The 22,677-nt window shown below is 47.0% G+C and carries 24 protein-coding genes and 1 tRNA gene; 14 read left to right on the top strand and 11 right to left on the bottom strand.

Going from position 1 to position 22,677, the window contains the following annotated elements; genetic code table 11:
- Positions 1 to 30 precede the first annotated feature (30 nt).
- The 9 genes from KUA48_RS01065 to KUA48_RS01025 all read right to left on the bottom strand — a co-directional run bounded on the left by KUA48_RS01065 (position 31) and on the right by KUA48_RS01025 (position 9,093).
- A complete protein-coding gene (locus tag KUA48_RS01065; protein ID WP_153072455.1) occupies positions 31 to 756 on the bottom strand; it encodes a tetratricopeptide repeat protein in 726 nt (241 codons plus the stop codon).
- Positions 757 to 786: 30 nt separating this feature from the next.
- Positions 787 to 1,824 (bottom strand): VWA domain-containing protein, encoded by a 1,038-nt coding sequence (locus KUA48_RS01060; protein ID WP_006846683.1) that lies wholly within the window; start codon positions 1,822 to 1,824, stop codon positions 787 to 789.
- Positions 1,825 to 1,952: 128 nt separating this feature from the next.
- Positions 1,953 to 2,951 carry a VWA domain-containing protein gene (locus KUA48_RS01055; RefSeq protein ID WP_118254723.1) on the bottom strand — a complete coding sequence of 333 codons (999 nt, stop codon included), beginning with the start codon at positions 2,949 to 2,951 and terminating at the stop codon, positions 1,953 to 1,955.
- 86 nt (positions 2,952 to 3,037) lie between these two features.
- A complete protein-coding gene (locus KUA48_RS01050; RefSeq protein ID WP_218433030.1) occupies positions 3,038 to 4,114 on the bottom strand; it encodes a BatD family protein in 1,077 nt (358 codons plus the stop codon).
- A gap of 28 nt (positions 4,115 to 4,142) precedes the next feature.
- Positions 4,143 to 5,012 carry a DUF58 domain-containing protein gene (locus tag KUA48_RS01045; RefSeq protein WP_006846686.1) on the bottom strand — a complete coding sequence of 290 codons (870 nt, stop codon included), beginning with the start codon at positions 5,010 to 5,012 and terminating at the stop codon, positions 4,143 to 4,145.
- 68 nt (positions 5,013 to 5,080) lie between these two features.
- Positions 5,081 to 6,076: a MoxR family ATPase gene (locus KUA48_RS01040; protein ID WP_117586534.1), complete on the bottom strand. Its 996-nt coding sequence runs from the start codon at positions 6,074 to 6,076 to the stop codon at positions 5,081 to 5,083.
- 188 nt (positions 6,077 to 6,264) lie between these two features.
- Positions 6,265 to 7,485 carry an MFS transporter gene (locus tag KUA48_RS01035; protein ID WP_218433032.1) on the bottom strand — a complete coding sequence of 407 codons (1,221 nt, stop codon included), beginning with the start codon at positions 7,483 to 7,485 and terminating at the stop codon, positions 6,265 to 6,267.
- Between the two features lie 69 nt (positions 7,486 to 7,554).
- Positions 7,555 to 8,373: a 3-methyl-2-oxobutanoate hydroxymethyltransferase gene (gene panB, locus KUA48_RS01030; protein ID WP_022120572.1), complete on the bottom strand. Its 819-nt coding sequence runs from the start codon at positions 8,371 to 8,373 to the stop codon at positions 7,555 to 7,557.
- 36 nt (positions 8,374 to 8,409) lie between these two features.
- Positions 8,410 to 9,093 (bottom strand): HAD family phosphatase, encoded by a 684-nt coding sequence (locus tag KUA48_RS01025; protein WP_218433033.1) that lies wholly within the window; start codon positions 9,091 to 9,093, stop codon positions 8,410 to 8,412.
- 185 nt (positions 9,094 to 9,278) lie between these two features.
- Between KUA48_RS01025 and rsmG the strand changes: the two genes are divergently transcribed.
- The 5 genes from rsmG to KUA48_RS01000 are packed head-to-tail and all read left to right on the top strand — an operon-like array spanning position 9,279 to position 13,241.
- Positions 9,279 to 9,905, top strand: coding sequence for a 16S rRNA (guanine(527)-N(7))-methyltransferase RsmG (rsmG, locus tag KUA48_RS01020; RefSeq protein WP_218433035.1), 627 nt, complete (start codon positions 9,279 to 9,281; stop codon positions 9,903 to 9,905).
- Between the two features lie 43 nt (positions 9,906 to 9,948).
- The gene (locus KUA48_RS01015; protein ID WP_153072449.1) at positions 9,949 to 10,593 is read left to right on the top strand and encodes an MBL fold metallo-hydrolase; all 645 of its coding nucleotides are present in this window, start codon (positions 9,949 to 9,951) and stop codon (positions 10,591 to 10,593) included.
- A 36-nt stretch (positions 10,594 to 10,629) separates the two neighbouring features.
- Complete coding sequence (gene ruvC / locus KUA48_RS01010; protein WP_218433037.1) at positions 10,630 to 11,205, top strand: crossover junction endodeoxyribonuclease RuvC; 576 nt, start codon at positions 10,630 to 10,632, stop codon at positions 11,203 to 11,205.
- 5 nt (positions 11,206 to 11,210) lie between these two features.
- Entirely contained in the window at positions 11,211 to 12,701 is a 1,491-nt protein-coding gene (locus tag KUA48_RS01005) for an ATP-binding cassette domain-containing protein (protein ID WP_218433039.1), read from the top strand.
- Positions 12,702 to 12,731: 30 nt separating this feature from the next.
- Complete coding sequence (locus KUA48_RS01000) at positions 12,732 to 13,241, top strand: hypothetical protein (RefSeq protein WP_153072448.1); 510 nt, start codon at positions 12,732 to 12,734, stop codon at positions 13,239 to 13,241.
- Positions 13,242 to 13,262: 21 nt separating this feature from the next.
- Here KUA48_RS01000 and KUA48_RS00995 read toward each other — a convergent pair whose 3' ends face one another.
- Positions 13,263 to 13,511, bottom strand: a complete 249-nt coding sequence (locus KUA48_RS00995) for a hypothetical protein (protein ID WP_218433042.1) — start codon at positions 13,509 to 13,511, stop codon at positions 13,263 to 13,265.
- 651 nt (positions 13,512 to 14,162) lie between these two features.
- Here KUA48_RS00995 and KUA48_RS00990 point away from each other — a divergent pair.
- The 3 genes from KUA48_RS00990 (at position 14,163) to KUA48_RS00980 (ending at position 15,418) form a co-directional block, all read left to right on the top strand.
- Entirely contained in the window at positions 14,163 to 14,420 is a 258-nt protein-coding gene (locus KUA48_RS00990; RefSeq protein ID WP_218433044.1) for a hypothetical protein, read from the top strand.
- A gap of 92 nt (positions 14,421 to 14,512) precedes the next feature.
- On the top strand, positions 14,513 to 14,608 hold the full coding sequence (locus KUA48_RS00985; RefSeq protein WP_153072405.1) for a smalltalk protein: 96 nt from the start codon (positions 14,513 to 14,515) through the stop codon (positions 14,606 to 14,608).
- A gap of 294 nt (positions 14,609 to 14,902) precedes the next feature.
- Positions 14,903 to 15,418, top strand: a complete 516-nt coding sequence (locus tag KUA48_RS00980; RefSeq protein ID WP_118254710.1) for a GNAT family N-acetyltransferase — start codon at positions 14,903 to 14,905, stop codon at positions 15,416 to 15,418.
- A 108-nt stretch (positions 15,419 to 15,526) separates the two neighbouring features.
- Here KUA48_RS00980 and KUA48_RS00975 read toward each other — a convergent pair whose 3' ends face one another.
- Positions 15,527 to 16,627, bottom strand: coding sequence for an AAA family ATPase (locus KUA48_RS00975; protein WP_119227185.1), 1,101 nt, complete (start codon positions 16,625 to 16,627; stop codon positions 15,527 to 15,529).
- 224 nt (positions 16,628 to 16,851) lie between these two features.
- Between KUA48_RS00975 and trxB the strand changes: the two genes are divergently transcribed.
- From trxB to menA, 6 genes are all read left to right on the top strand, one after another.
- Positions 16,852 to 17,784 carry a thioredoxin-disulfide reductase gene (gene trxB / locus KUA48_RS00970; RefSeq protein WP_153080617.1) on the top strand — a complete coding sequence of 311 codons (933 nt, stop codon included), beginning with the start codon at positions 16,852 to 16,854 and terminating at the stop codon, positions 17,782 to 17,784.
- A 109-nt stretch (positions 17,785 to 17,893) separates the two neighbouring features.
- Positions 17,894 to 17,982, top strand: a tRNA-Ser gene (locus tag KUA48_RS00965).
- A gap of 53 nt (positions 17,983 to 18,035) precedes the next feature.
- The gene (locus tag KUA48_RS00960) at positions 18,036 to 18,929 is read left to right on the top strand and encodes a DUF4468 domain-containing protein (protein WP_218433046.1); all 894 of its coding nucleotides are present in this window, start codon (positions 18,036 to 18,038) and stop codon (positions 18,927 to 18,929) included.
- An 11-nt stretch (positions 18,930 to 18,940) separates the two neighbouring features.
- A complete protein-coding gene (locus tag KUA48_RS00955) occupies positions 18,941 to 19,291 on the top strand; it encodes a mechanosensitive ion channel protein MscS (RefSeq protein ID WP_228112590.1) in 351 nt (116 codons plus the stop codon).
- Positions 19,291 to 21,642: a putative porin gene (locus KUA48_RS00950; RefSeq protein ID WP_218433047.1), complete on the top strand. Its 2,352-nt coding sequence runs from the start codon at positions 19,291 to 19,293 to the stop codon at positions 21,640 to 21,642. Before KUA48_RS00955 ends, KUA48_RS00950 begins: the two co-directional genes overlap by 1 nt.
- A gap of 55 nt (positions 21,643 to 21,697) precedes the next feature.
- Positions 21,698 to 22,615, top strand: coding sequence for a 1,4-dihydroxy-2-naphthoate octaprenyltransferase (menA, locus tag KUA48_RS00945; RefSeq protein WP_153080614.1), 918 nt, complete (start codon positions 21,698 to 21,700; stop codon positions 22,613 to 22,615).
- The last annotated feature ends 62 nt before the right edge of the window (positions 22,616 to 22,677 follow it).

The raw sequence follows: 22,677 nt of genomic DNA, 5'->3' as shown, positions 1-22,677 counted from the left end.
TTTATTATGCTCGTTGTATTATTTTACTTTTTACCAGTTTTTCTCATATTGCTTTCTGCGAGGCTGACTCATCGCTTTCTGCATCTTGCGCTTCGTATCCTTCTCCTGCTGGATGGCAGCGTTCAAGAGTTGTTCAGCATTATCTTTGCTCATCTTGTCCTGATTGTTCTGATTCTGCTGATTGTTCTTATTCTGGTTGTTCTTGTTTTTGTCGTTCTTGTTCTTGCCTTTATTCTGATCTTTGTTCTGATTGTCTTTGTTCTTGTCCTTGTTTTTATCCTTTTTGTTCTTATTCTTATCGTTTTGCTTGTTCTGCTTCTGGTTTTTGAGCAGTTTCTTGCAGAGGGCAAGATTATATCGGGTTGCATTGTCCTGCGGATTGCAGCGCAGGGCGTTCTCATAACATCCTATGGCCTGCGCATATTGCTGATGCTGCTGCATGACCACACCCATATTGTGGTAACTTCTGGCGCGTCGCATCTTGTTCGTTTCCAGTTTCGAAGCATTCTCAAACTGTATCATTGCCATCGAATCCTTCTGCTGCATCATCAGGGCGCAACCCAGATTATAGACAGCCTGCGCATTCTTCTGGTTCTTGGAGATAGCCTTGCGATATTGCGTTTCGGCTGCAGCCCACTTCTGCTTATGATAGGCGCGGTTTCCCTGGCGGATGAAGTTGCGGTCGTTCTGTGCTCCCACCTTTGCCAAGCCCAGCACCATCAGGGCAAAAACCAATATATATCTTAAATATCTCATTCTTATTATATAATAATGTATAAACGTTTATCAGAAAGGCTTCCTGATGTCTTTCTTAAAAAACTTGATGTTTCTGAGCAAAGGATTCTTTACCTCCAGCAGACAGATTTCGATGATAAGCAACAGGATGACGAGAATACCTACAGCCTGGAACTGTTCATCATAGGCGCTGTAAACCACACTCGTTACATCGCCTTTCTGCAATTTGGCAATATCATCATTCAATGCTCTTTCCGCATCGCTGGTATTATCTACATGAATGTACTGACCCTTGCCTGCCTGGGCAAGTTCCTTGCACATCTGCTCATTCAGGGCGGTCATTACGGTGTTGCCCGCATTGTCCTTCAGATAAGAGCCGTCGCCCATAGGGATTGGTGCTCCCTTGGTGTTACCTATGCCCAGAATAAAGACATTGATTCCTTTCTTGTTGGCAGCAGCCGCTGCCTCCTGTGCGCCAGGCTCATGGTTTTCGCCATCGGTAATAACGATGATGGCTCTGCCCACATTCTCCTGCTGGGTGAAACTCTTGGAAGCCAAATCGATGGCAGCTCCGATATTGGTTCCCTGTGTCTGGATAAGACCAGGGGTTATGTTCTGGAGAAACATCTTTGCCGAAACATAATCGGTGGTGATTGGCAACTGCACGAACGCATCGCCTGCAAAGACGATGAGTCCAATCTTGTCGTTGTTAAAGTTGTCGACCAGATTTTCGATAAGCATCTTACTCTTGTCCAAACGGGATGGAACTACGTCTTGACAGAGCATGGAATTTGAAATATCGAGGCAGATGATGGTTTCAATACCATGTCGCTTATCGTGAGAAATCTTGCTGCCCATCTGCGGGCGAGCTACCATCACGATAAGAAGCGCCAAGGCTGCGAGCATCAGCACAAACTTCACTGTAGGGCGATATTTAGAGATGTTGGGCATGAGCTGTTTCAGAAGCTCCGGATCGCCGAGTTTCTTCAGTTTAGCCTTTCTTCTTCTCCATCCTATCAGCCTGATCAGAATCAGTACTGGTATAATCCACAACAGCCAGAGAAATATAGGATCTTCAAATCTTAACATTTTCTATTTTAATTATATCTTCTATTCGATTATCCGATAATCAGTAAAATATCTCCGATAACTGGTAAAATATCTCCGAAAGATAGCGGAATATCTCCGATAATCAGCAAAATATTTCAGTTTCCGGATTACGGAATTCTTCTGAACCAGGTGATGCGGAGCAGGATTTCTACCAGCAATACCAGGAGAGCTGCCAAGGCGAATGGCTGATAAGCTTCATAGCGCTTAGCGAAATGCTTGACATTAAACTTGGTTTTCTCCAGTTTATCAATGTCCTTGTAAATCTTCTTCAGCTCGTTATTGTTCGTAGCGCGATAGAAATTACCATCGGTTGTCTGCGCAATGTCGCTCAGCGTCTTCGTATCTATCTCTACCGGAATATTGACGTACTGTACTCCTCCTGCCACAGGCATTGGATAAGGAGCCACCTTGTTAGTTCCTACACCGATGGTGTAAACACGTATTCCGTAGCTTTTGGCAATCTCTGCTGCGGTCATTGGCGAGATTTCACCCATGTTGTTACTGCCGTCGGTAAGAAGAATCACAACCTTCGATTTTGACTTAGAATCCTTCAGGCGGCTCACGGCATTGGCCAATCCCATTCCCACTGCAGTACCATCGTCAATCAGTCCCCGGGCGGCAATATCCGTACGGGTTGCCTGCAAGAGGCGCAACAGACTGGCATGATCGGTTGTCATCGGGCACTGGGTGAAAGCTTCACCGGCAAAGATAGTCAGACCGATGTTGTCGTTCGGTCTTCCTGAGATGAATTCTGTAGCCACATCCTTAGCCGCTTCCATACGGTTTGGTCTCAAATCTTCGGCAAGCATAGAGGTGGAAACGTCCATCGCCAACATAATGTCAATGCCTTCTACCGTCTTGTTGTCCCAAGCCGTATGCGTCTGCGGACGAGCCATCGCACAGACGATGAGCACGAAGCAGATGCATCTCAGCACCATTGGCAGATGGATGAGACGCACACGCAGGCTCTTCGGAGCATATTGATACTTTTTCGTGTCGCTCATGCGCATGGTTGGCGCATTCTTCTTCCTGTAGAGGAAATACCATAATATATAAGGTATCAGCAACAGGAGCAACAGAAAATAGCCTTTACTTGCAAATTCCATTTCTTTATTTTTCTATTTATAGCCAGGCAAAGAGTTTCGGAATAAACCGCTTTGCCCGGCGAAACGTTTCATAAGTACACCCTGCCTTACATCAGCAGCATGGCTGACTGATAAATGATGTAACCCAACAGAGCCAGACCTACGATGGCTCCTATCCAGAGGAGCGACTTGATGAGGCGGCGCTGAGATTGCGTCTTCTGCTCTTCGTTGGTCAGCTGCGGAACCACCTTTTCTTCTGTAGGTTTCTCATCTGTCTTGGTCTGGTCGATGAAGTTGATGGCATTCACCAGGTTTGCGTCGTTCTCATTCACCAGAGTTTCATATTTGGCAAACTTCACGAGATCGGCAGTCTGGAAGAGTTCCTTCAGTTCATCTATCATCTTCTGGTCGCCTGCTTCGCGCAAACGTTCGATGATTTCGGCACTGGTCATCTCCATGGCATTGAATCCGAAACGGCTCACGATATATTCTCTCAGCGTATTGGTAAGCTGGGTGTAGTAAGCCTTCTGTGTTTCCTGATTCTCAACGTGCTGCTGCTTGATGACGTTGATTTGATTCAGCGCCTTTTCATGAGCCGGAACACGTTTTACGATGCGGATATGGGTGATAATCGGCTTGTTGTTCTTCAGTCTGTTGCGCAAATAAAGCCATGCACCACAGAGGATTAACAGCAATAAGCTCAACCAAAAGAGCGAGCTCCATTCGCTCCAGGAGAAAGGATTATCCTGAACATCCTTAGGCGGATAGAACTGGTTGGGATGAACCGTATCTACAGGCACGGTGAGCACCTTCAGCGCAAGCTGGTTGCCATGACAGTTCTTGCCGTTTACCTTCACATTGAGCGCAGGAATCACGTACACCTTTTCATCAAATGAAGTCAGCGTATAGTCGCGGCTCACCACCATGCGGTCGTCGCCTATGTGCGAAGTGTCGCCCTTACTCTGCTCTACCACTTCCACTCCCGGCGTAATTTGCTGCTGCGGCTTGAAAGATGGCAGTTGCACCTTATCGCCCTGCTTTACCGAAGCTTTCAGATGCAGCACGGTCTGCTGTCCTATCAGTATCTGGAGCGAGTCGATGCGTTGCTCTACCTGCTGGGCTTGAGCTAAGCCTGAGCATCCCAGGAGAGCGAGCGACAATATGATATTCTTTACTTTAAACATAGTTTCTTTACTTTGAGCTTTCGGTTTATCAGCCCCTCTGCTTGAAAAGCATCAGGAGCGCCTTCGAGAAGTCCTCGTTAGTGGCAATCGAAGTCCAGTCGACCTTGCTTTTGGCAAAGTCGGTTTTCAGATTCTCCTGCTGCATCAGCCATTGCTGGGTATGAGCCATTCGCAGTTTCTTCGAACTTGTATCAATATACATTTCGTGTCCGGTTTCTGCATCCATCACCTTGAGCAGTCCTACATCAGGCAGCACCTTGGCACGTGGGTCGTAAACCTGGATGGCTACTACATCATGTTTCTGGTTGGCAATCTGCAGCTGATGCTGGAAATCCTTATGATCGTAGAAGTCGCTGATTACGAAAGCTGTGCAGTGGCGTTTCATCACGCGGGTGAAATATTCCAGGGCGCAGCCGATGTCGGTACGCTGGCTTTGCGGCTGGAAGTTGAGCATTTCCCTGATGATATAGAGAATATGCTTTCTTCCTTTCTTAGGCGGAATGTACTTCTCGATACGGTCAGAGAAGAAGATGACACCTATCTTGTCATTGTTCTGAATGGCACTGAAGGCGAGTGTGGCAGCAATCTCAGTAGCCAGATCGCGCTTCATCTGCTTCATCGTACCGAAATCGAGCGACCCGCTGACGTCTACGAGCAGCATCACGGTAAGTTCCCTTTCCTCTTCAAACACCTTGACGTAAGGCTTATGAAAGCGGGCGGTCACGTTCCAGTCGATGTCTCTCACATCATCGCCATACTGATATTCGCGCACCTCGGCAAAGGCCATTCCCCTACCCTTGAAGGCAGAATGATACTGACCAGCGAAGATGTTCTGACTCAGTCCGCGAGTCTTGATTTCTATCTTCCGAACCTTTTTTAAGATATCTTGTGTATCCAAAATCCTAAACTATTAACTATAAACTATTAACTGTTAACTATAAACTGTTAACTATAAACTGTTAACGATCAAGGCACTTCCACCTTATTAATGATGCGGCTTACGATTTCCTCACTTGTCACATTGCTTGCCTCAGCCTCGTAAGAAAGGCCTATACGATGGCGCATTACGTCATGAGCCACAGCTCTTACATCTTCAGGAATCACATAGCCGCGATGCTTGATAAACGCATAGGCTCTGGCTGCCTTGGCAAGAGAGATGCTGGCACGAGGACTGCCGCCGAAGGTAATCATGTCTTTCAGTTCGCCCAGTCCGTAGCGCTCAGGATAACGTGAAGCGAAGACGATATCGGCAATATACTGTTCTATCTTCTCATCGAGATAAACCTCGTTTACAATCTTGCGAGCCTTCAGAATCTCCTCAGCTGATGTTACAGGAGTAACCTCAGGAAGTCCGCCCTGGATATTCTCGCGGATGATGAGCTTCTCCTCTTCCAGTGTAGGATAATCGATGATTACCTTCAGCAGGAAACGGTCTACCTGTGCTTCAGGCAACTGATAGGTTCCTTCCTGTTCGATAGGGTTCTGTGTAGCCATTACCAGGAACGGACTAGGCAGTTTGAAGGTTTCATCACCAATGGTAACCTGGTGTTCCTGCATTGCCTCGAGCAGCGCACTCTGCACCTTGGCTGGGGCACGGTTAATCTCATCTGCCAAAACGAAATTGGCGAAGACTGGACCGCGCTTTACATGGAAAGCCTCATCTTTCTGTGAATAAATCTGAGTTCCCACCACATCGGCAGGCAACAGATCAGGAGTAAACTGAATGCGGCTATAGTCGGAGCTGATAAGCTGTGACAATGTCTTGATTGCAAGTGTCTTCGCCAGTCCAGGTACACCCTCAAGCAGGATATGACCATCAGAGAGAAGACCGATAAGAAGGCAATCTACAAGGTGTTTCTGACCTACGATTACCTTATTCATGCCCATTACCAGGTTGGTAACAAACTGACTTTGTTGTTCTATCCGGATATTCAATTCGCGGATATCAATAGCTTCTGCCATAATTCTATATTTTTACGTTTAATTTCTTAATTCAAACAATATATTTCCAAAACTAAACGCAAAAGTACTCAAATTAAGCCACAAAAGCGAAAAAAACTATCTAAATAATATTAAAAATGTTTCATAAAAGCTATTTTTAGGTTCTTTTAAAGAATAGCTTTTATGAAACAAACGAGATTTCAAATATTTTATCTGTTTTTATGCTTCATGTACCAAGGATGAACCAAGAAATTGTACACCAGCAACGATACGATTGTAAAAAGAAGCGCATAGTGCAACATCCCTGATTCAATCATATTATATACAGGATGATCTACGTCAAAATGCGCTCTCGCCGGAAGATTATGGAACAGGAATCCGAGACCGAGTCCCAAGCTCAATCCCAATTCCCAAGCCAGGAAGAACGAGTTCACGCTCGTGCCGCGCTGGCAATGTTTGGCAAGCTTGATATAGAAGAGCAGGAAACGGCTTCCGATGATTCCCAAGCTGAAACCCAGCAAGGTTGGAACCACGATTTCTACAGCAAACTCCTGACTTCCGAACGAAATCAGTTCAGCAGAAGCCAACAATATCAGACCTACGATTATCTGACTCTTCAGATCTGCATCAGCAAAGACAAACTTTTCTGCCAGGAACGCCAAGACCAATCCTCCGAAAATCATCAGAAAGTTACCAGTAGAATGAGGCACAGAAAAGTATAATCCCGCAGAAAAAGTAATCAGGATAATATTGACAAACAGCGGAGTTCCCTGTGGCAGATAGAAGCGGTCGAGGCTGAATACCTTGATTCCTTCGGCAGGCGCCTTGAAAGGAAACTTGGCGCGAGAAACCAGCACGAAGGCTCCCAAAGCCAGCAACGAAGCCGTAGGGAAAACATAGCCCATGCCGAAATAGTTGTAAACAAAAAATGCCAACAAGGGTCCTACAGCTATCGAAAAGCGGGCAAACCAGGAGGTAATATAATTAGCCTCGGTGCGCTGGAACGACTCGCAGGAATCAATAACCAGCGTACTGGCAAGCGTCATCTGAGCCAACCCCAGAAATGCTCCCAACAGAAAACGGACCGCCAGGAGAATCTCAAAAGAAAACCTGATGTTCCAGAACGTATCCAGATAGTAAAGAACCGAATGACAAACAACCACACTTAAAATGGAAAGCTGACAGACCATATTCCTGCGGTAGCGCTGCACCAGATAAGAGCAGAAGCCGCCAAACAGAAACAATCCCAAGCCGTATGCAAGAAGCACACACCCAATTTGCCACTGCTGGAAATTCTCCTGATTCAGGAAATAAGGAATGGCAAAAACGAGCATGTACACACTCGACATCAGCAAGAGGTTGGCAAAGCATAATCGCCAGAAGTCCTTGTGCCACAGTTTGATATGTACTGGTGTATTTTGTGTATCCATTATTCTAAACTCTTTTATGAATCTATCGTATTTATACTCTCTTACACTTCGCTAAAAAGAGAGTTAATGTTAATAACTCTCTTCAGCGCTAGGATAATCTACGGTCTTCACCGCATCAATATAAGCCTTCACACCCTTGGTCATTTCCTCGCCTACCTGAGCAAAGTGGCGCAGGAACTTAGGCTTGAAGCCCTGTGTCATTCCAAGTGCATCAGCATAAACCAGAACCTGTCCGTCGCAGCCGTTACCTGCACCGATTCCGATTGTTACAGCCTTTACCTTCTTGCTTACTTCAGCAGCGAGCTTAGCAGGAACCTTTTCCAGCACGATGGCAAAGCAGCCTGCTTCGTCCAGTGCAATAGCGTCGCTGATAAGCTTCTGTGCCTCAGCCTCTTCCTTGGCACGAATGCCATAACCGCCAAACTTATTAACGCTCTGCGGGGTAAGTCCGAGATGACCATGAACAGGGATTCCGGCATTAACCAGCGCCTTAACCGTGTCGCAGATTTCTACGCCGCCTTCCAGTTTCAGAGCGTCTACACCCGTCTCCTTCATCATGCGGCAAGCATTGCGCAGCGCCTCTTCCTTGCTGATCTGATAGCTGCCGAAAGGCATGTCGCAAACCACGAAAGCATGCTGGCAGGCACGTGCCACGCTGCGGGCGTGATAAATCATCTGGTCTACGGTAATCGGCAATGTGTCTGCATTTCCTGCCATCACATTGCTGGCCGAATCACCTATTAATATAGAGTCAATTCCTGCAGCATCTATAATTCCGGCTGTTGTAAAGTCGTATGCTGTCAGCATGGTTACTTTCTCGCCAGCCTTCTTCATTTCTGCGAAGGTCTTGGTGGTAATTTTCTTCTTGTCAGTAGATAAATATCCCATTTTTTATTTTGTTTTATTTATTGTTCTGCGTTGAATCTATTTCGCATTCTCCACGATGCGCTGCAAGTCAGCAAAGCTGAAACCTCTGTAATCATCTATCACATAGTCGGATAGCGGCTGGATGGCTTCTCTGCTGTTCGTTGTGGCAAGACCTAGGGTGAAAGCTCCTGAAGCTCTCACCGCCTTCAGTCCGTTAAAGCTGTCTTCCAGCCCTACACAGCCCTCCGGTTCCACACCGAAATAGGCTGCACCTTTCAGATAGCAGTCTGGATGAGGCTTGCTCTCGGCGAAATCCTCGCTGGTCAGCACGCGGTCGAAATAAGCCTTGAATTCCGGGTGACGTTCATAGACATTCAGCATCTTCTGAATGTTGCTGCTCGTTACCACAGCGCATTTTACGCCATGCTGCTTCAAGTCGCTGATGAAGTCTTCGAACCCTGCAATATATTCATACTGCATGGTCTTTTCAAACTCATCCAGTCGGGCTGTAATCTTAGCCTGTTCCTCCTTTGCGCCTGTAAAACCTTCGATGTGGGCGAAGACGGCTTCATCGGTGAAATACTTGTCGTAAATCTGAACCAGAGTCTGTCCTTTGATGCGATATTCGAAATCGGGCATTTCCGGATGATACTCCCTGCCTATCATTCCCCAGAAGATGGAGTACTGTGATTCTGTATCGAATACCACACCATCCAGATCGAAGAGTGCTGCTTTTATCATATTTTCTTGTCTGTTTTTATCTATTTTTGCTTAAATTATATTGAAAACGGGTGCAAAGTTACGCAAAAATCTTAATATACGAGCATAATCTGACAGATTTTGATGTTTTTATTACGTGTTTTCCGATTTTTTACACTACCTTTGCAGAAAAATCAGTAGAAATAAAGAAGAATACATATAATTATATGATAGAAATAATAGAGAAATACTTCCCGAATCTCACGGAAGAGCAGAAAAAGCAGTTCGAGGCACTCGATGCATTATACCGCGACTGGAACAGCAAGATCAATGTCATCAGCCGCAAGGACATCGATAATCTGTACGAGCACCACGTGCTCCATTCTCTGGCTATAGCCAAAGCCATCCATTTCCGTCCGGGCACGGAGATTCTCGATTTCGGCTGCGGCGGAGGTTTCCCGGGCATTCCGCTCGCTATCCTCTTCCCTGAATGCAAGTTCAAGCTGATAGATGGAACGGGCAAGAAAATCAGAGTCTGCAACGAGGTGGCTACGGCCATCAATCTGCAGAATCTCAAGGCTGAACACCTGCGCGGAGAAGACGAAAAAGGCAAGTACGATTTCGTGGTAAGCCGTGCGGTAATGCAACTTCCTGACCTGATGAAGATTATCAAGAAAAACTTTAAGCAGAAGGGGCAAAACGCTCTGCCTAACGGACTTATGTGTCTGAAAGGCGGCAATCTGAAAGAAGAACTGAAGCAATACTTCAAGATTTCAGAAATCACTCCGCTCAGCACTTTCTTCGATGAAGAATGGTTCAGCCAGGACAAGCAACTGGTTTACGTTCCGGCTTAGAAGAGTGAAGAGTGAAAAGTAATCATAAAGTTCAAAGTAAGAAATGTTACATATAGAAAGATTTCAAGTAAACATGTTGCAGGAAAACTGCTACGTGGTGAGCGATGAGACCAAGGAATGCGTCATCATCGATTGCGGCGCCTTCTATCCGGAAGAGCGGACGGCTATTACACAATATATTAAGGAGAACCAGCTCAAGCCCGTTCACCTGCTCGTAACCCATGGCCATCTTGACCATAACTTCGGCAACAACACCATCTATCAGGAGTTCGGACTGAAACCTGAAGTATCGGCAGCAGATGAAAAACTGATGAAGGGACTCGCCAAGCAGGCAGAAACCTTCTATCAGATGCAACTCGATTACCAGTTTCCGCCTATTGGCAGATTCTTCGAAGATGAAGAGGTCATCAAGTTCGGCAACCACGAGTTCCAGGTCATCGCCACTCCTGGCCACAGCAGCGGTTCCGTCACCTTCTATTGCGAGGCAGAGCACGTAGCCTTCACCGGCGACACCCTCTTCCACAACTCTATCGGCAGAACCGATTTCCCTGGAGGCAGCATGTTCCGCATCATCAACAGTCTGCGCCATCTCGGTCAGTTGCCTGACGAAACCCAGGTTCTCCCGGGTCATGGCGAATACACCAGCATAGGCGAAGAGCTCGCTCACAATCCATATATGGACCGTTAAAACAGCATTTTTAAAAAGTCAGGAGATTTATCAGCGATGATCAAGAAATCGAATACAGAGAAGATCATTCTCGGCATTGACCCCGGAACCAACGTGATGGGCTATGGCGTAATCCGCATCATCGGCAACAAGGCCGAACTGGTGGTGATGGGCGTCATCGACATGCGCAAGGAGAGCGATCCCTATCTCCGGCTGGGCAAGATCTTCGACCGCGTAACCGGCATCATTGACAGCTATCTGCCCGATGAGATGGCCATCGAAGCCCCCTTCTTCGGCAAGAACGTGCAGTCGATGCTCAAGCTGGGCAGAGCGCAGGGAGTAGCCATCGCAGCCGCCATTCATCACAGCGTTCCTATCCACGAATATGCGCCACTCAAAATCAAGATGGCTATTACGGGACAGGGACAGGCTTCGAAGGAACAGGTGGCGGGAATGCTGCAGCGACTGCTCCATATTCAGCAAGACGAAATGCCGAAGTTCATGGACGCTACCGATGCACTGGGGGCAGCCTACTGCCACTTTCTGCAGATGAACCGCCCGGAGACCGACGCCAAGTACTACAGCAGCTGGAAAGACTTTGCAACAAAGAATCAGAGTAGAATAAAAAAATAAGAGAGATGCAAAAGATTATTAGCATTAAAAATGGTGTTACCCGTATGCCTGAATGGCGTATGGCAGACCCCGTAAACTTCGAGGCGTGCGATGGTGAGCACATCGCTATCGTAGGTCCGAACGGTGGAGGAAAATCAATGTTTGTTGACATCATCGTAGGTCGCCACCCACTCCTGATGCACGACCCTGATTACGATTTCTCACCTAGTCAGAAAACAATGGTGAGCGACAACATCAAGTATATTACCTTCCGCGACACCTACGGAGGCGATAACGACCGCACTTATTTCCTACAGCAGCGCTGGAACCAGCTCGAAATAGACGAGAACACGCCTATCGTAAAGGACAAGTTGGAAGAAGCCTACCGGATGGCAGGCGAAGACACTCCGGAGCGCAGAGCCCTGCAGCAGCACATCTACGAACTCTTCCACATGCAGCACCTGATGGACAAATACACCATCCTGCTCTCAAGTGGCGAGCTCCGCAAGTTCAAACTTGCCTCTACCCTCTTCTCAGAGCCTCGCGTGCTCATCATGGACAATCCGTTTATCGGACTCGATGCTGAAACCCGCGACCAGCTCAAGGAACTGCTCAAGACCCTCTCTTCAGAGCGAGCCCTGCAGATTATCCTCGTGCTGAGCAAGAGCGATGATATTCCTGATTTCATCACCCACGTGGTAGAAGTAAAGGATATGAAGGTTCTGCCTAAGGTAACCCTCGCCGAATATCTTGCCGGCAGAGAATCCGCGCCTGCCCATGTACTGAGCCCGGAGCTGGAACAGGCCATCGTAGACCAGCCTTACAGCGACCGCGAATATCACACCCAGGAAGTGGTGAAGATGAACAAGGTGCGCATTCAGTATGGCGAGCGAATCATCCTCAACGACCTCGACTGGACCGTGATGAACGGCGAACGATGGGCTTTGAGCGGACAGAACGGAGCCGGAAAAAGTACGCTCCTCAGTCTGGTTTGTGCCGATAATCCGCAGAGTTATGCCTGCGACATCACCCTCTTCGACAATCCTCGAGGCAGCGGCGAAAGCATCTGGGACATCAAGAAACACATCGGCTACGTATCGCCTGAGCTTCACCGCTCTTACCAGCGCGACCTGCCAGCCATCCGCATCGTGGCAAGCGGCTTGATGGATTCCGTAGGCCTCTATGTAAAGCCGAAGGAAGAAGATATGGACAAGTGCCGCTTCTGGATGAAAGTCTTCGGACTGGAAGGTCTTGAAGACCGTGGTTTCCTGAAGCTCTCCAGCGGCGAACAGCGCCTCGTTCTCCTGGCACGTGCCTTTGTCAAGGATCCGGAACTGCTGATTCTCGATGAGCCGCTCCACGGACTCGACAACCGCAACCGCCGTCTTGTAAAAGACGTCATCGAGGCCTTCTGTCGCCGCCAGAACAAAACCATGATTATGGTAACGCATTATAAGGAAGAATTGCCAGCGTGCATCGACCACAGCATCTTCCTCTTGCGCCACACCAACGATTAAAAAGAATTGATAATTAATAATTTCAAAAAGATGAGATACATAATATTATTATTTGCGCTCACCCTCAGCATAGCTAAGGCAAGCGCCCAGGATGTATTAAACGAGGTGCTCCGCACTTCTGATGCAATCCTCAACGACACCACGAAGAGCATGGACGAGCGCCGTACAGCCCTCTTCAAGTTTGACGCAATGACCTACATGCGCAGCAAGATTCTGCCACCGTATGTAATGCTCGACAAAAATCTGAGCAAGGACACCTTGAACATAAAGGTTCGCTATCTCAACGAGCAGGCCTACGCCATGAGTGTTTATATTACGCTCTACCAGAAGCGACTGAAGGAGGCTTCAAACAAGAACAAGCCGCTCGTAACCCAGTTTTTCAAGCAGGCAACCATCGACCACAAGGCATTTAAGGATGCAGATACAGAGTTTACCCTGGCTTATTACAACACCCCGGATGTTCCTACTCCTTTCTGCCTCGACTGCGATTGGGTTTCAACCTTGGCATTTATCCGCAGCATCGACTGGTCAAAGCTTTAAGAAAATTCAAATATTTTTAAGTTATAATCGGTCTTCAAAAAGACCAACTGTACAAACCTCTTCCTTAGCTGTTGATTTGCTGAGGGAGAGGTTTTCTTTTAAAAACACATGATTTACTGAAGTTTCGCATGTAGGCTCCACACGCCCTGCAAGGGCAAAAACTTTAGAATTCCAGGCAATTAGAAAAGCTTTCACACTATCATTCAAACAGTTACAAACGTATGCAAACACAGGTCGTTTTTTTTTAAAAAAGCGGATTCTAAACTTCATGCAAAAAGCTTAATGACCTTAATGACCTTGACCTTAATGACCAAAAATGACATATTATCAACTCAATACCTATAAGCATCCTCCCAATACTCATTTTGCAAATGTAAAGTATTTATACCACAAACAAACATTCAAAAACTGGTGTCCCCCGGTCATTAAGGTCAAGGTCATTAAGGTCATTAAGGGTTTCGGGGGGAACGGAATATATATATAATATAATATTAAATAATTTTAATATTATATTATAAGAAAAGAGAGCGAGCGAAAAGTGCTTAATGACCTTAATGACCTTGACCTTAATGACCGCTTTTCACGTTTCTTCGGCTACCTTCAATGCGTATTTTCCTGTTTTGCAATGTTTCTGCAATAAAGTTCTGATAGAAAACGATAGAAAATATTATCTATCAGCCACTTACGCAATTTTCAGCATAGAAAGTTAGGGTAATAGCTTGCATTCTGTCCGAAAATGTTGTATCTTTGCACCGGCAATCGAAAGAACAGCCTTTTGTGCCTTGCTCGGGTCTTCTCTTAAGACCAACGCGGGTCATAAATGATGGCAGGCGCCGGTCATCAATGAAGACCCCGAAAACGGCAGGAACGGGGCGTTCTGGGGAGTTGCAAACACGGACACTAAACATACTACAAACGACTATGATTAATTACAGCATCGTAATGCGTAGCGTGAACGCAAATCTTCTGGAAATCAACCAGGCGAAGTCACGCATCAACCAGGCGAAGAAGGAGGGTAAGACCAACGTTGACCTCAACGCCCCAACCACTCCGGATAATACGCCAGGCGGTTCTACCCCAGGCGGTTCAAACACCGGTCAGACCGGCAGCGAAGGCCAAGGCTCTGAATCAAGCGGCGGTACTACCGGCAAGGACGATACTGGCGACGGCCTTGAATAGCGCAAGGATAGACTGGCTAGGGTGCTAGCCCCTAGCCCAGCCTATCCCCCCCCAAAAAAAAATTCAACATTCAACATTCAACATTCAAAAAAATGAAAGCGAACACTTGGAAAACAATTCTGCAGATAGCCATCAGCATACTGACCGCTATCGCTACTACGCTCGGAGTAACGAGCTGCATGGGATAAAAAAACTGAGAAATCCGGTCATTAAGGTCACGGTCATTAAGGTCATTAAGGATTTCCAAAGAAAGTTAAAGGGAAATGAGTAAAAAATCATCATTTTTTTGCTCATTTTCCCTTTTTTTATTATCTTTGCCTTAAAAATTAATAATTGAACTTTCGTATGTGGTTCAAGTACGGGCTTCTGCCCTTTACCTTTCCCTTCGGCCGGTGACCGTTGGTTCAGGGCGTGTGGGCAAAACTTGCGAAAGTTCAGTAGATAACAAAATAAAGAACGAAGAATTTCATTGAAATAATCTGATGGAAACAGAAAGAATTTTACTTCGATATTGGCAGGAATCAGATGCAGAGGCGCTCTTCAAGTACGCCTCCGACCCTGACGTAGGACCACGTGCTGGATGGCCGGCGCATAAGTCTGTAGAAGAAAGTCGGGAGATAATCCGGACATTCTTCCATAATGACACGACATGGGCGATTGTGTTGAAAGAGACTGGCGAGGCTATCGGCTGCATCGGCTACTACACCCATGAAACCAGCAACATCCCTATCGGAGAAAACGACTGTGAGGTGGGCTACTGGGTAGGAAAGCCATTTTGGAACCAAGGAATCTGCACCGAAGCCTTGAAGCTGATGCTTGACTACTGCATCAACGAGAAGCATTTCGAAAACATCTGGGCAGACCATTTCACAGGCAATCCTGCATCAGGGAAAGTCATGGAGAAATGCGGTTTCTCAGACACCGGAATGCTGAACAGATGTAGCCAGCTTGTGGGTGGCGACAAGGAAATGGTCAAGGTGTTCAAGTACAACGGATAAAGGAGAAAATAGAATGATGAAACTCAATAACACCAAAAGTGAGTGGTTTATGTAAAAAGTTACGGAGAATATGAATTATCTCCGTAACTTTTTACATTTTCGGCTGATTTACCGCTTCAGCGCTATGTTATAATTATAATATTTGCTGTTGCCCGTAATATCCTCCAGCACCTGAATGAAAGGAGGAAACTTCACACTCTCGTTGGCAGAAATGCCGCGGGTTTCAAGAATCATCAGGTCGGAAACCGGCTCAAGAAACTCGTCGAGCTCGAAATACTGGCCCTTCCAGATAAAACTCTTGCGATGCTTATGAATGCGCTGGCGGTAAGGGTCAGCCTGCTGAAGCATACTCTCGTAAAGATTGGCATTAATCTGTCGCTCGGTCTCTATCTGCTCATTGTCTGAAATACGCTTCTTGGTGGTGTGAACATACACATACTTGCCTCCCTCGAAACCGCGACGGCGAAGACGAATCTCGCTACCCGGCTCACCCGTAAGATAAGTCTGAACAATATCGCTGTCTATCGCATTAGGAACCTCGCCCGTCAGCTTCACGATATATTTTCGCTCCTCCTCTATCGGCTGCGGAATGGCAAGCACATTGCTTATCTCCTTGAGCACACGGTTCAGCTTGTTGTTGAAATCTTCGTGGTTATTGATTACCCTGAGATGAGGATGACCCTTCCATGCAGAAACTATCTTCTTGTCCAACTCGCGCGCTATCTTCAGTCCTTCTTCATCGGCCTTCTCCAGGCGCTGCGCATTGTTGGCTGTAGTATAAAACTGCTCGGCACCATCAGCAGCACTCACCAGATGCAGCACAGCATCATAGCGGTCGCGAAGCTGGGCATCCGTATAACCCGCTTCAGAGATGATGCGGTGCCAGAAATCGGGAGTGAGATAGGTAGAAATATCCATCGTACCACGATCGCAGACGATGATGACAGGCTGCTGCAATGTTTCAGCCATACGCAGGAAACTGTCTTCCAGGTTGATCTGAGTCTGGAAAGTAGCCTTCTCGCCCTCAAAGAAAAAATCCTTGTTGGAGGTGAGATAATTCATGCCCGCCTGGGTGAACATGGTTGGAACCTCGGGAATGGTAAAGACCTTATAGCCGAGACTGGAGAAATGTTCAATCACCTTAACCATAGCAGTAGTCTTGCCCGCACAAGGTCCACCCGTCAGTACAATCTTCTTAATCTGATTCATATATCAAGTAAATATTTTTCGTTTCTTCTAATTGATGTTCTTACCGGAGCATCTTATTTTCGGGTGCAAAGATAACAATAATTCTTCAAACGAAAGCAATAATTTATGCAAGAAAAGAAAAATATTGTATTTTTATTTTGATTTCTCATTGTTTTGATGTACCTTTGCAAAGAAAATGGCTCATTTCTAGCCATCGGAAACAAAAATATAACTATAAGATTAAAATGGAAAAGATAAAGACATTAATTATAGGTAGCGGTCCTGCAGGATATACTGCTGCCATTTATGCCGGCAGAGCCAACCTGCAGCCAGTACTCTATTCAGGTATGCAGCCGGGCGGACAGCTCACCATCACCACAGAGGTAGAAAACTTTCCGGGCTATCCTAACGGCGTAGACGGAACACAGATGATGATGGACATGAAGGAACAGGCAGCCCGATTCGGAGCCGAAATGAGAGACGGGAGCATCGTGAAGGCAGATTTCAGTTCACGCCCATTTCATCTTACAGATGAGCGCGACAACGAGATTGAGGCAGAAACCGTGATCATCGCCACAGGTGCATCTGCCAAATATCTGGGTCTTGCCGATGAAGAGAAATATCGCGGACAGGGCGTTTCAGCCTGCGCTACCTGTGACGGATTCTTCTACCGCAAGCGCACCGTAGCCGTAGTGGGCGGTGGCGATACTGCCTGCGAAGAGGCTATGTATCTATCCGGACTTGCCAAGAAGGTTTACATGATTGTGCGCAAGCCTTATCTCCGTGCTTCAGAAATCATGCAGCAGCGTGTAAAGAACAAGGAAAACATCGAGATTCTGTTCGAAACCAATACGCTGGGGCTCTTCGGCGAGAACGGTGTAGAAGGTGCTCATCTCGTGCGCCACAAGGGCGAAGCCAACGAAGAGAAGTTTGACATCAGCATCGACGGATTCTTCCTGGCTATCGGACATAAGCCTAACACCGACCTCTTCAAGGGACAGATAGATCTCGACGAGCAAGGCTTCATCAAAGTAGTGCCAGGTACTGCCACCACCAACATTCCGGGTGTTTTCGCAGCAGGCGATGTGGCCGACCCAATCTACCGCCAAGGTATTGTTGCCGCAGGCTCGGGAGCCAAGGCTGCCATCGAGGCCGACAGATTCCTGCAGCAACAGTAAAAACTATAGTATAAAATCCTATAAAGCGGGGTTAATATAGTTAAAAAATAACAGTAATATTTTGTCAGATGCAAAAAATGTATTACTTTTGCATCTGACAAAATAAAAAGGAAGATTGGCAGAGTGACCGAATGCGCTGGACTCGAAATCCGGTATACCCTCTTCCGGGTATCGGGGGTTTGAATCCCTCATCTTCCGCTAAGTTCCCCTACAGGAACCGTCATTTTATAGTTTCATAAAAACAACTCGACATGAAAAAAATCATCATCCCCATATTTATGCTCCTCCCGCTGATGACTGCACAGGCCCAAACCGTACTGACTGAAGAGCAGCAGCTGGAACAGGCACAGAAACAGTTGGAAGCTGCCAAGAAGGCACTAGAAGTGGCTAAGATAAAAGCACAGGCTGCCAAACTGAAGGCTCAGGCCGACAGCATCAACGCTGCAAGCGCCAAGGCTGAAGCAGAAGCAAAAAAGGCGGAAGCAAAAAAAGGTAATGCTACTGAGCCAGAACCAGTTGTTGTAAAGGAGCCAACCACATCAACCACGGGATGGGCGATTCCTGTTGCCGTAGCCGCTAAGCCAAAGGAGGCTGCCAAGCTTGCCAACAAGCTGGCAAATGGTACAACAGCCAAAGTGGATATGAAATATCTGGCAGGCGCCATCACATATAATGATGAAAACAAGATAGAATTCACACTCGATACGGATGCTAACGGAAAAACTGCCAAGCAGATTTACGACATCGTATTAAAATACATGAGTGAACTGACACAGAACGAGCAGAACATAGCAAGCCGAGTAGCACTGGTAAACGATGCTGAACACATCATCGCCAACACGATGGACGAATGGCTCGTCTTCAGCCAGTCATTCATCTCGCTCGACCGCACGGAATTCAAATACCAGCTGGTAGCCAGAATTTCAGACAATCATCTGAATCTCTCGCTCGGTCGCATCATCTACAACTACGAGGAAGGAAGAAGCACCGGTTTCAAGGAACCTGCAGAAGAGGTAATCAGCGACAAGATTGCGCTCAACAAGAAGCAGAACGACCTGGCTAAAATCTTCGGAAAGTTCCGCAGATGCACCATCGACCGCAAGGATCAGATATTCGCAGAGTTAGCAGCATTAGTAAAACAATAAGTTGAAGAAAAATGGATAATCAGAATACAGACAACAAGATACAACAGAACGAGGCACAGCAGCCTGAAAACGCTACAGCCCAGCCTACAGCTGAGCAGGGAGCAGAACAGACTGAACAGAAGCAGCCTACCAGCTACGCCGTAAGACCACAGCACCGCCGGCTCCGCCCATTGGCCTACAGCGACCAGAACAACATGCTGAAGGTGCGCAACTATCTCAACATCGCCTTCATGCTGCTCGCCATCGTGGGGGTAATACTCTGGACCCAGCTGGAAGAAAGCCGCAATATCGCCTACATCGTACTCATCGTGGGTGTAGTGCTCAAGATTGCCGAAGTATGTATCCGACTATTTAAGAAATAATGAAGAAGAAGAAAATTATATTCTCATCACTCCTATTTTGTGCTGCGACCCTCCCGGTTGCGGCACAAAACGATTTTAACTATAACGAAGATTCGCAGTTCCGTCCTCAAACCAACCGCAAGGTGAACACCGATTCACTGGGCTCAGACAAGGAGATTCCGAAAGGCATCAGGGTATGGACTGTAGACGAACGCTTCGGCGACACAAAGGCTGCGGTAGTAGACACCTTGCAGCACATGTACATGAACTCAACCTTCACGGAAGGACTGAGAGGCGAATACAATACCCTCGGAAACATGGGTACTGCCCGACTGAACCGAATCTTCATCGACCGCCGCAACACGCAGGGCAACTTCATCTTTACAGAGCCCTACGATTATATCGTAAATCCGGTAAGCGACTTCCACTTCACCAACACCTACTCACCTATCACGAACATAACACTGAACAGCTGCGGCGACAAGGTGACTGGAGAAGACGACTTCAAGGCCATATTTGCAGTAAATGCCAACAAAAGGCTAGGCGCCGGTTTCAGATTCGACTACAAGTATGGCAGAGGATATTATAACGCCCAGAGTACCAGCCACTTTAAATACACCATGTGGGCATCTTACCTGGGCGACCGCTATCAGGCACATCTCCTCTTCAGTACCAATCATGAGAAGATGACCGAGAACGGCGGTATTACCAACGATGATTACATCAAACATCCGGAAATCTATACCGAATCGTTTGCCACCAATGAAATTCCTACCGTTCTGGAACAGAACTGGAACCGACTGGACAACCAGCACATCTTCTTTACCCACCGCTACAACGTAGGTTTCAGCCGAAAGGTAAAGATGACCGAAGAAGAAATCAAGGCAAAGAAATTTGCCATGGCTTCGAAAAAGGAAAATGCTGAAGAGGAAGCGAAGGAAGAAGCCAGAAAGAAAGCCAAGGAACAAGGCAAGAAATTTGATGAGAAAGCCTACGACAAACAGCAGAGAGCTAAATTCAGCGGCCGTCCTGACGGAGCCAAGATTGCAGGCGATGAACCGGCTAAAGACTCAGACGCAAAGGACATCAGGAACGACAGTACCCGAATCGCAGTAAACGGAAAAGCTGCTGCCGACAGTCTGCTGGCCGTCCAGAAGAAAAATGCCGAAGACTCGCTTTTCTACAAGAGCGAATATGTTCCGGTAACGAGCTTCATCCATACGGTAAAGTTTGACAACTATCGCCGTATTTACGAAGCTTATCAGACCCCTGCCGACTATTATCTGAAAGAATATTACGATGCAGGCAGGCTGACCGGCGACTCCATCTACGACCAGACCAAGCACTGGCACATGAAGAATACCTTCGCCATTGCCATGCTTGAAGGTTTCAATAAATGGGCAAAGGCAGGCTTGAAGGCTTTCGCCAGCTACGACCTCCGTCACTATGAACTGCCAACCATGGAAGGTGGTTTCGAAAAATACAACGAGCATGCACTGAGCGTAGGCGGACAGCTGAGCAAGCAGGAAGGCAAGACCCTCCACTACAATGCCGTAGCAGAAATAGGACTGACGGGTGTAGACGCCGGAACCCTTGCCATAGATGGTAATGTAGACGTGAACATCCCATTCCTGGGCGACACGCTTCAGGTAAGAGGCGATGCTTTCTTCCATAGAGAAACCCCATCGTTCTATTACCGCAATTATCACGCCCGCCATCTGTGGTGGGAGAATGATCTCGACAAGACCATCCACACCCGCATCATGGGTACGCTCTCCTTCCCTAAGACACGCACCAAGCTGAGAGTGGCTGTAGATGAAATCAAGAACTACACCTACTTCTCGCAGAGCTATGACATTACAGAAGAAGGTTTGCGAACAGGAGTCATAGTAACACCGATGCAGGAAAGCGGAGGAATCAACCTGCTGACAGCACAACTGGAGCAGAACTTCAGACTAGGCATTCTGAACTGGGAAAACCAGTTTACCTACCAGCACTCAAGCAAGGAGAGTGTTCTGCCAGTACCAGCCTTCAATGCCTACACCAACCTCTACATCAAGTTCAAGGTCGTAAAGGTGCTGAACGTAGACCTGGGTGCTGACATGCGCTACTTTACAAGCTATGAAGCTCCCGACTATTCACCTTATATGGGACAGTATACGGTACAGAGCAACGGCAAGAACAACGTAAAGATAGGCAACTATCCTATCGTCAATGTTTACGCCAACGTTCACATCAAGCACACCCGTTTCTTCGTAATGATGAGCCATATCAATGCAGGACAGGGCGACAAGAACTACTTCTTCGCTCCTCATTATCCGATGAACGAAAGAGTGTTCCGTATTGGAGTAAGTTGGAACTTCTTCAATTAATCTTTCTGACTTTCCTTAAGAATTTCAGGAGATTCAATTTTAATCTTTTCAGAATATGATAGAAACAAATTCTATAAAAGCATGGTATCTAGCCGCTCGCCCGAAGACTCTGACGGCGGCGGCTGTTCCTGTTTTATTGGGTATTGCGCTGGCTTATAAAGACGCTCAGCAGATACAGACATTGCCAGCCCTACTCTGCCTGCTCTTTGCATGGGTGATGCAGATAGACAGCAATCTGGTGAATGATTATTTCGACTTCAAGCATGGTAATGACGACGAAACCCGGCTGGGACCGAAACGTGCCTGCGCTGAAGGCTGGATAACATTGGGAGCCATGAAATGGGGAATCATCCTCACTACTCTTCTGGGCTGTGCCATAGGGCTTCCGCTGGTTCTTTTCGGAGGTTGGGAAATGGTTATCGTAGGCATCTGTTGCGTAGTCTTCTGTTTTCTCTATACTACCTGTCTCAGCTATCTGGGCATGGGCGATTTTCTGGTACTGCTCTTCTTCGGCATTGTACCCGTATGCTGCACATACTATCTCGTAATGCCCGAAACCATGCAGGGAGTAAGCATGGAAGCAGTTCTCGTATCTGCAGCCTGCGGACTGGTAGTTGATACGCTGCTCATTCTGAACAATTACCGCGATCATGACAACGACCTGAGAGCCGGCAAGAAGACTCTTGTGGTTCACATAGGAAAGAAGAATGCCGAGCGGTTATACTGCACATTGGGCAATCTGGGCATCATTACCATAATAGGTGTCACCATCTACGAAGTATTTCAGCATGAAGCCAGCAGCATGTTCCTGCCGCTTGCAGCACTCTATATCATTCTGCACAACAAAACCTATATGGAGATGAAAAAGATAGGCGAAGGCAGAGAACTTAACAGAATTCTAGGCAAAACAGCTCTGAACATCTTCTGTTTCGGCATTGTATCATCCCTGATCATCATCGGAATGGCGAACTGAACAATAATAAACTATTAATAATGTACGCGCGTACCTTATTATATAAATAAAGTGGAGGAATA

The sequence above is a fragment of the Segatella copri genome, assembly GCF_019249795.2.
GTDB lineage: Bacteria > Bacteroidota > Bacteroidia > Bacteroidales > Bacteroidaceae > Prevotella > Prevotella copri_B.
The sequence above is the reverse complement of the archived record's forward strand: the minus strand, read 5'-3'. Positions and strand labels throughout refer to the sequence as shown.

Coding starts and splice junctions, on each gene's coding strand:
- KUA48_RS01065 (WP_153072455.1), bottom strand. CDS start 756: ATGAGATATTTAAGATATATATTGGTTTTTGCCCTGATGGTGCTGGGC.
- KUA48_RS01060 (WP_006846683.1), bottom strand. CDS start 1,824: ATGTTAAGATTTGAAGATCCTATATTTCTCTGGCTGTTGTGGATTATA.
- KUA48_RS01055 (WP_118254723.1), bottom strand. CDS start 2,951: ATGGAATTTGCAAGTAAAGGCTATTTTCTGTTGCTCCTGTTGCTGATA.
- KUA48_RS01050 (WP_218433030.1), bottom strand. CDS start 4,114: ATGTTTAAAGTAAAGAATATCATATTGTCGCTCGCTCTCCTGGGATGC.
- KUA48_RS01040 (WP_117586534.1), bottom strand. CDS start 6,076: ATGGCAGAAGCTATTGATATCCGCGAATTGAATATCCGGATAGAACAA.
- KUA48_RS01035 (WP_218433032.1), bottom strand. CDS start 7,485: ATGGATACACAAAATACACCAGTACATATCAAACTGTGGCACAAGGAC.
- panB (WP_022120572.1), bottom strand. CDS start 8,373: ATGGGATATTTATCTACTGACAAGAAGAAAATTACCACCAAGACCTTC.
- KUA48_RS01025 (WP_218433033.1), bottom strand. CDS start 9,093: ATGATAAAAGCAGCACTCTTCGATCTGGATGGTGTGGTATTCGATACA.
- rsmG (WP_218433035.1), top strand. CDS start 9,279: ATGATAGAAATAATAGAGAAATACTTCCCGAATCTCACGGAAGAGCAG.
- KUA48_RS01015 (WP_153072449.1), top strand. CDS start 9,949: ATGTTACATATAGAAAGATTTCAAGTAAACATGTTGCAGGAAAACTGC.
- ruvC (WP_218433037.1), top strand. CDS start 10,630: ATGATCAAGAAATCGAATACAGAGAAGATCATTCTCGGCATTGACCCC.
- KUA48_RS01005 (WP_218433039.1), top strand. CDS start 11,211: ATGCAAAAGATTATTAGCATTAAAAATGGTGTTACCCGTATGCCTGAA.
- KUA48_RS01000 (WP_153072448.1), top strand. CDS start 12,732: ATGAGATACATAATATTATTATTTGCGCTCACCCTCAGCATAGCTAAG.
- KUA48_RS00995 (WP_218433042.1), bottom strand. CDS start 13,511: ATGAAGTTTAGAATCCGCTTTTTTAAAAAAAAACGACCTGTGTTTGCA.
- KUA48_RS00990 (WP_218433044.1), top strand. CDS start 14,163: ATGATTAATTACAGCATCGTAATGCGTAGCGTGAACGCAAATCTTCTG.
- KUA48_RS00985 (WP_153072405.1), top strand. CDS start 14,513: ATGAAAGCGAACACTTGGAAAACAATTCTGCAGATAGCCATCAGCATA.
- KUA48_RS00980 (WP_118254710.1), top strand. CDS start 14,903: ATGGAAACAGAAAGAATTTTACTTCGATATTGGCAGGAATCAGATGCA.
- KUA48_RS00975 (WP_119227185.1), bottom strand. CDS start 16,627: ATGAATCAGATTAAGAAGATTGTACTGACGGGTGGACCTTGTGCGGGC.
- trxB (WP_153080617.1), top strand. CDS start 16,852: ATGGAAAAGATAAAGACATTAATTATAGGTAGCGGTCCTGCAGGATAT.
- KUA48_RS00960 (WP_218433046.1), top strand. CDS start 18,036: ATGAAAAAAATCATCATCCCCATATTTATGCTCCTCCCGCTGATGACT.
- KUA48_RS00955 (WP_228112590.1), top strand. CDS start 18,941: ATGGATAATCAGAATACAGACAACAAGATACAACAGAACGAGGCACAG.
- KUA48_RS00950 (WP_218433047.1), top strand. CDS start 19,291: ATGAAGAAGAAGAAAATTATATTCTCATCACTCCTATTTTGTGCTGCG.
- menA (WP_153080614.1), top strand. CDS start 21,698: ATGATAGAAACAAATTCTATAAAAGCATGGTATCTAGCCGCTCGCCCG.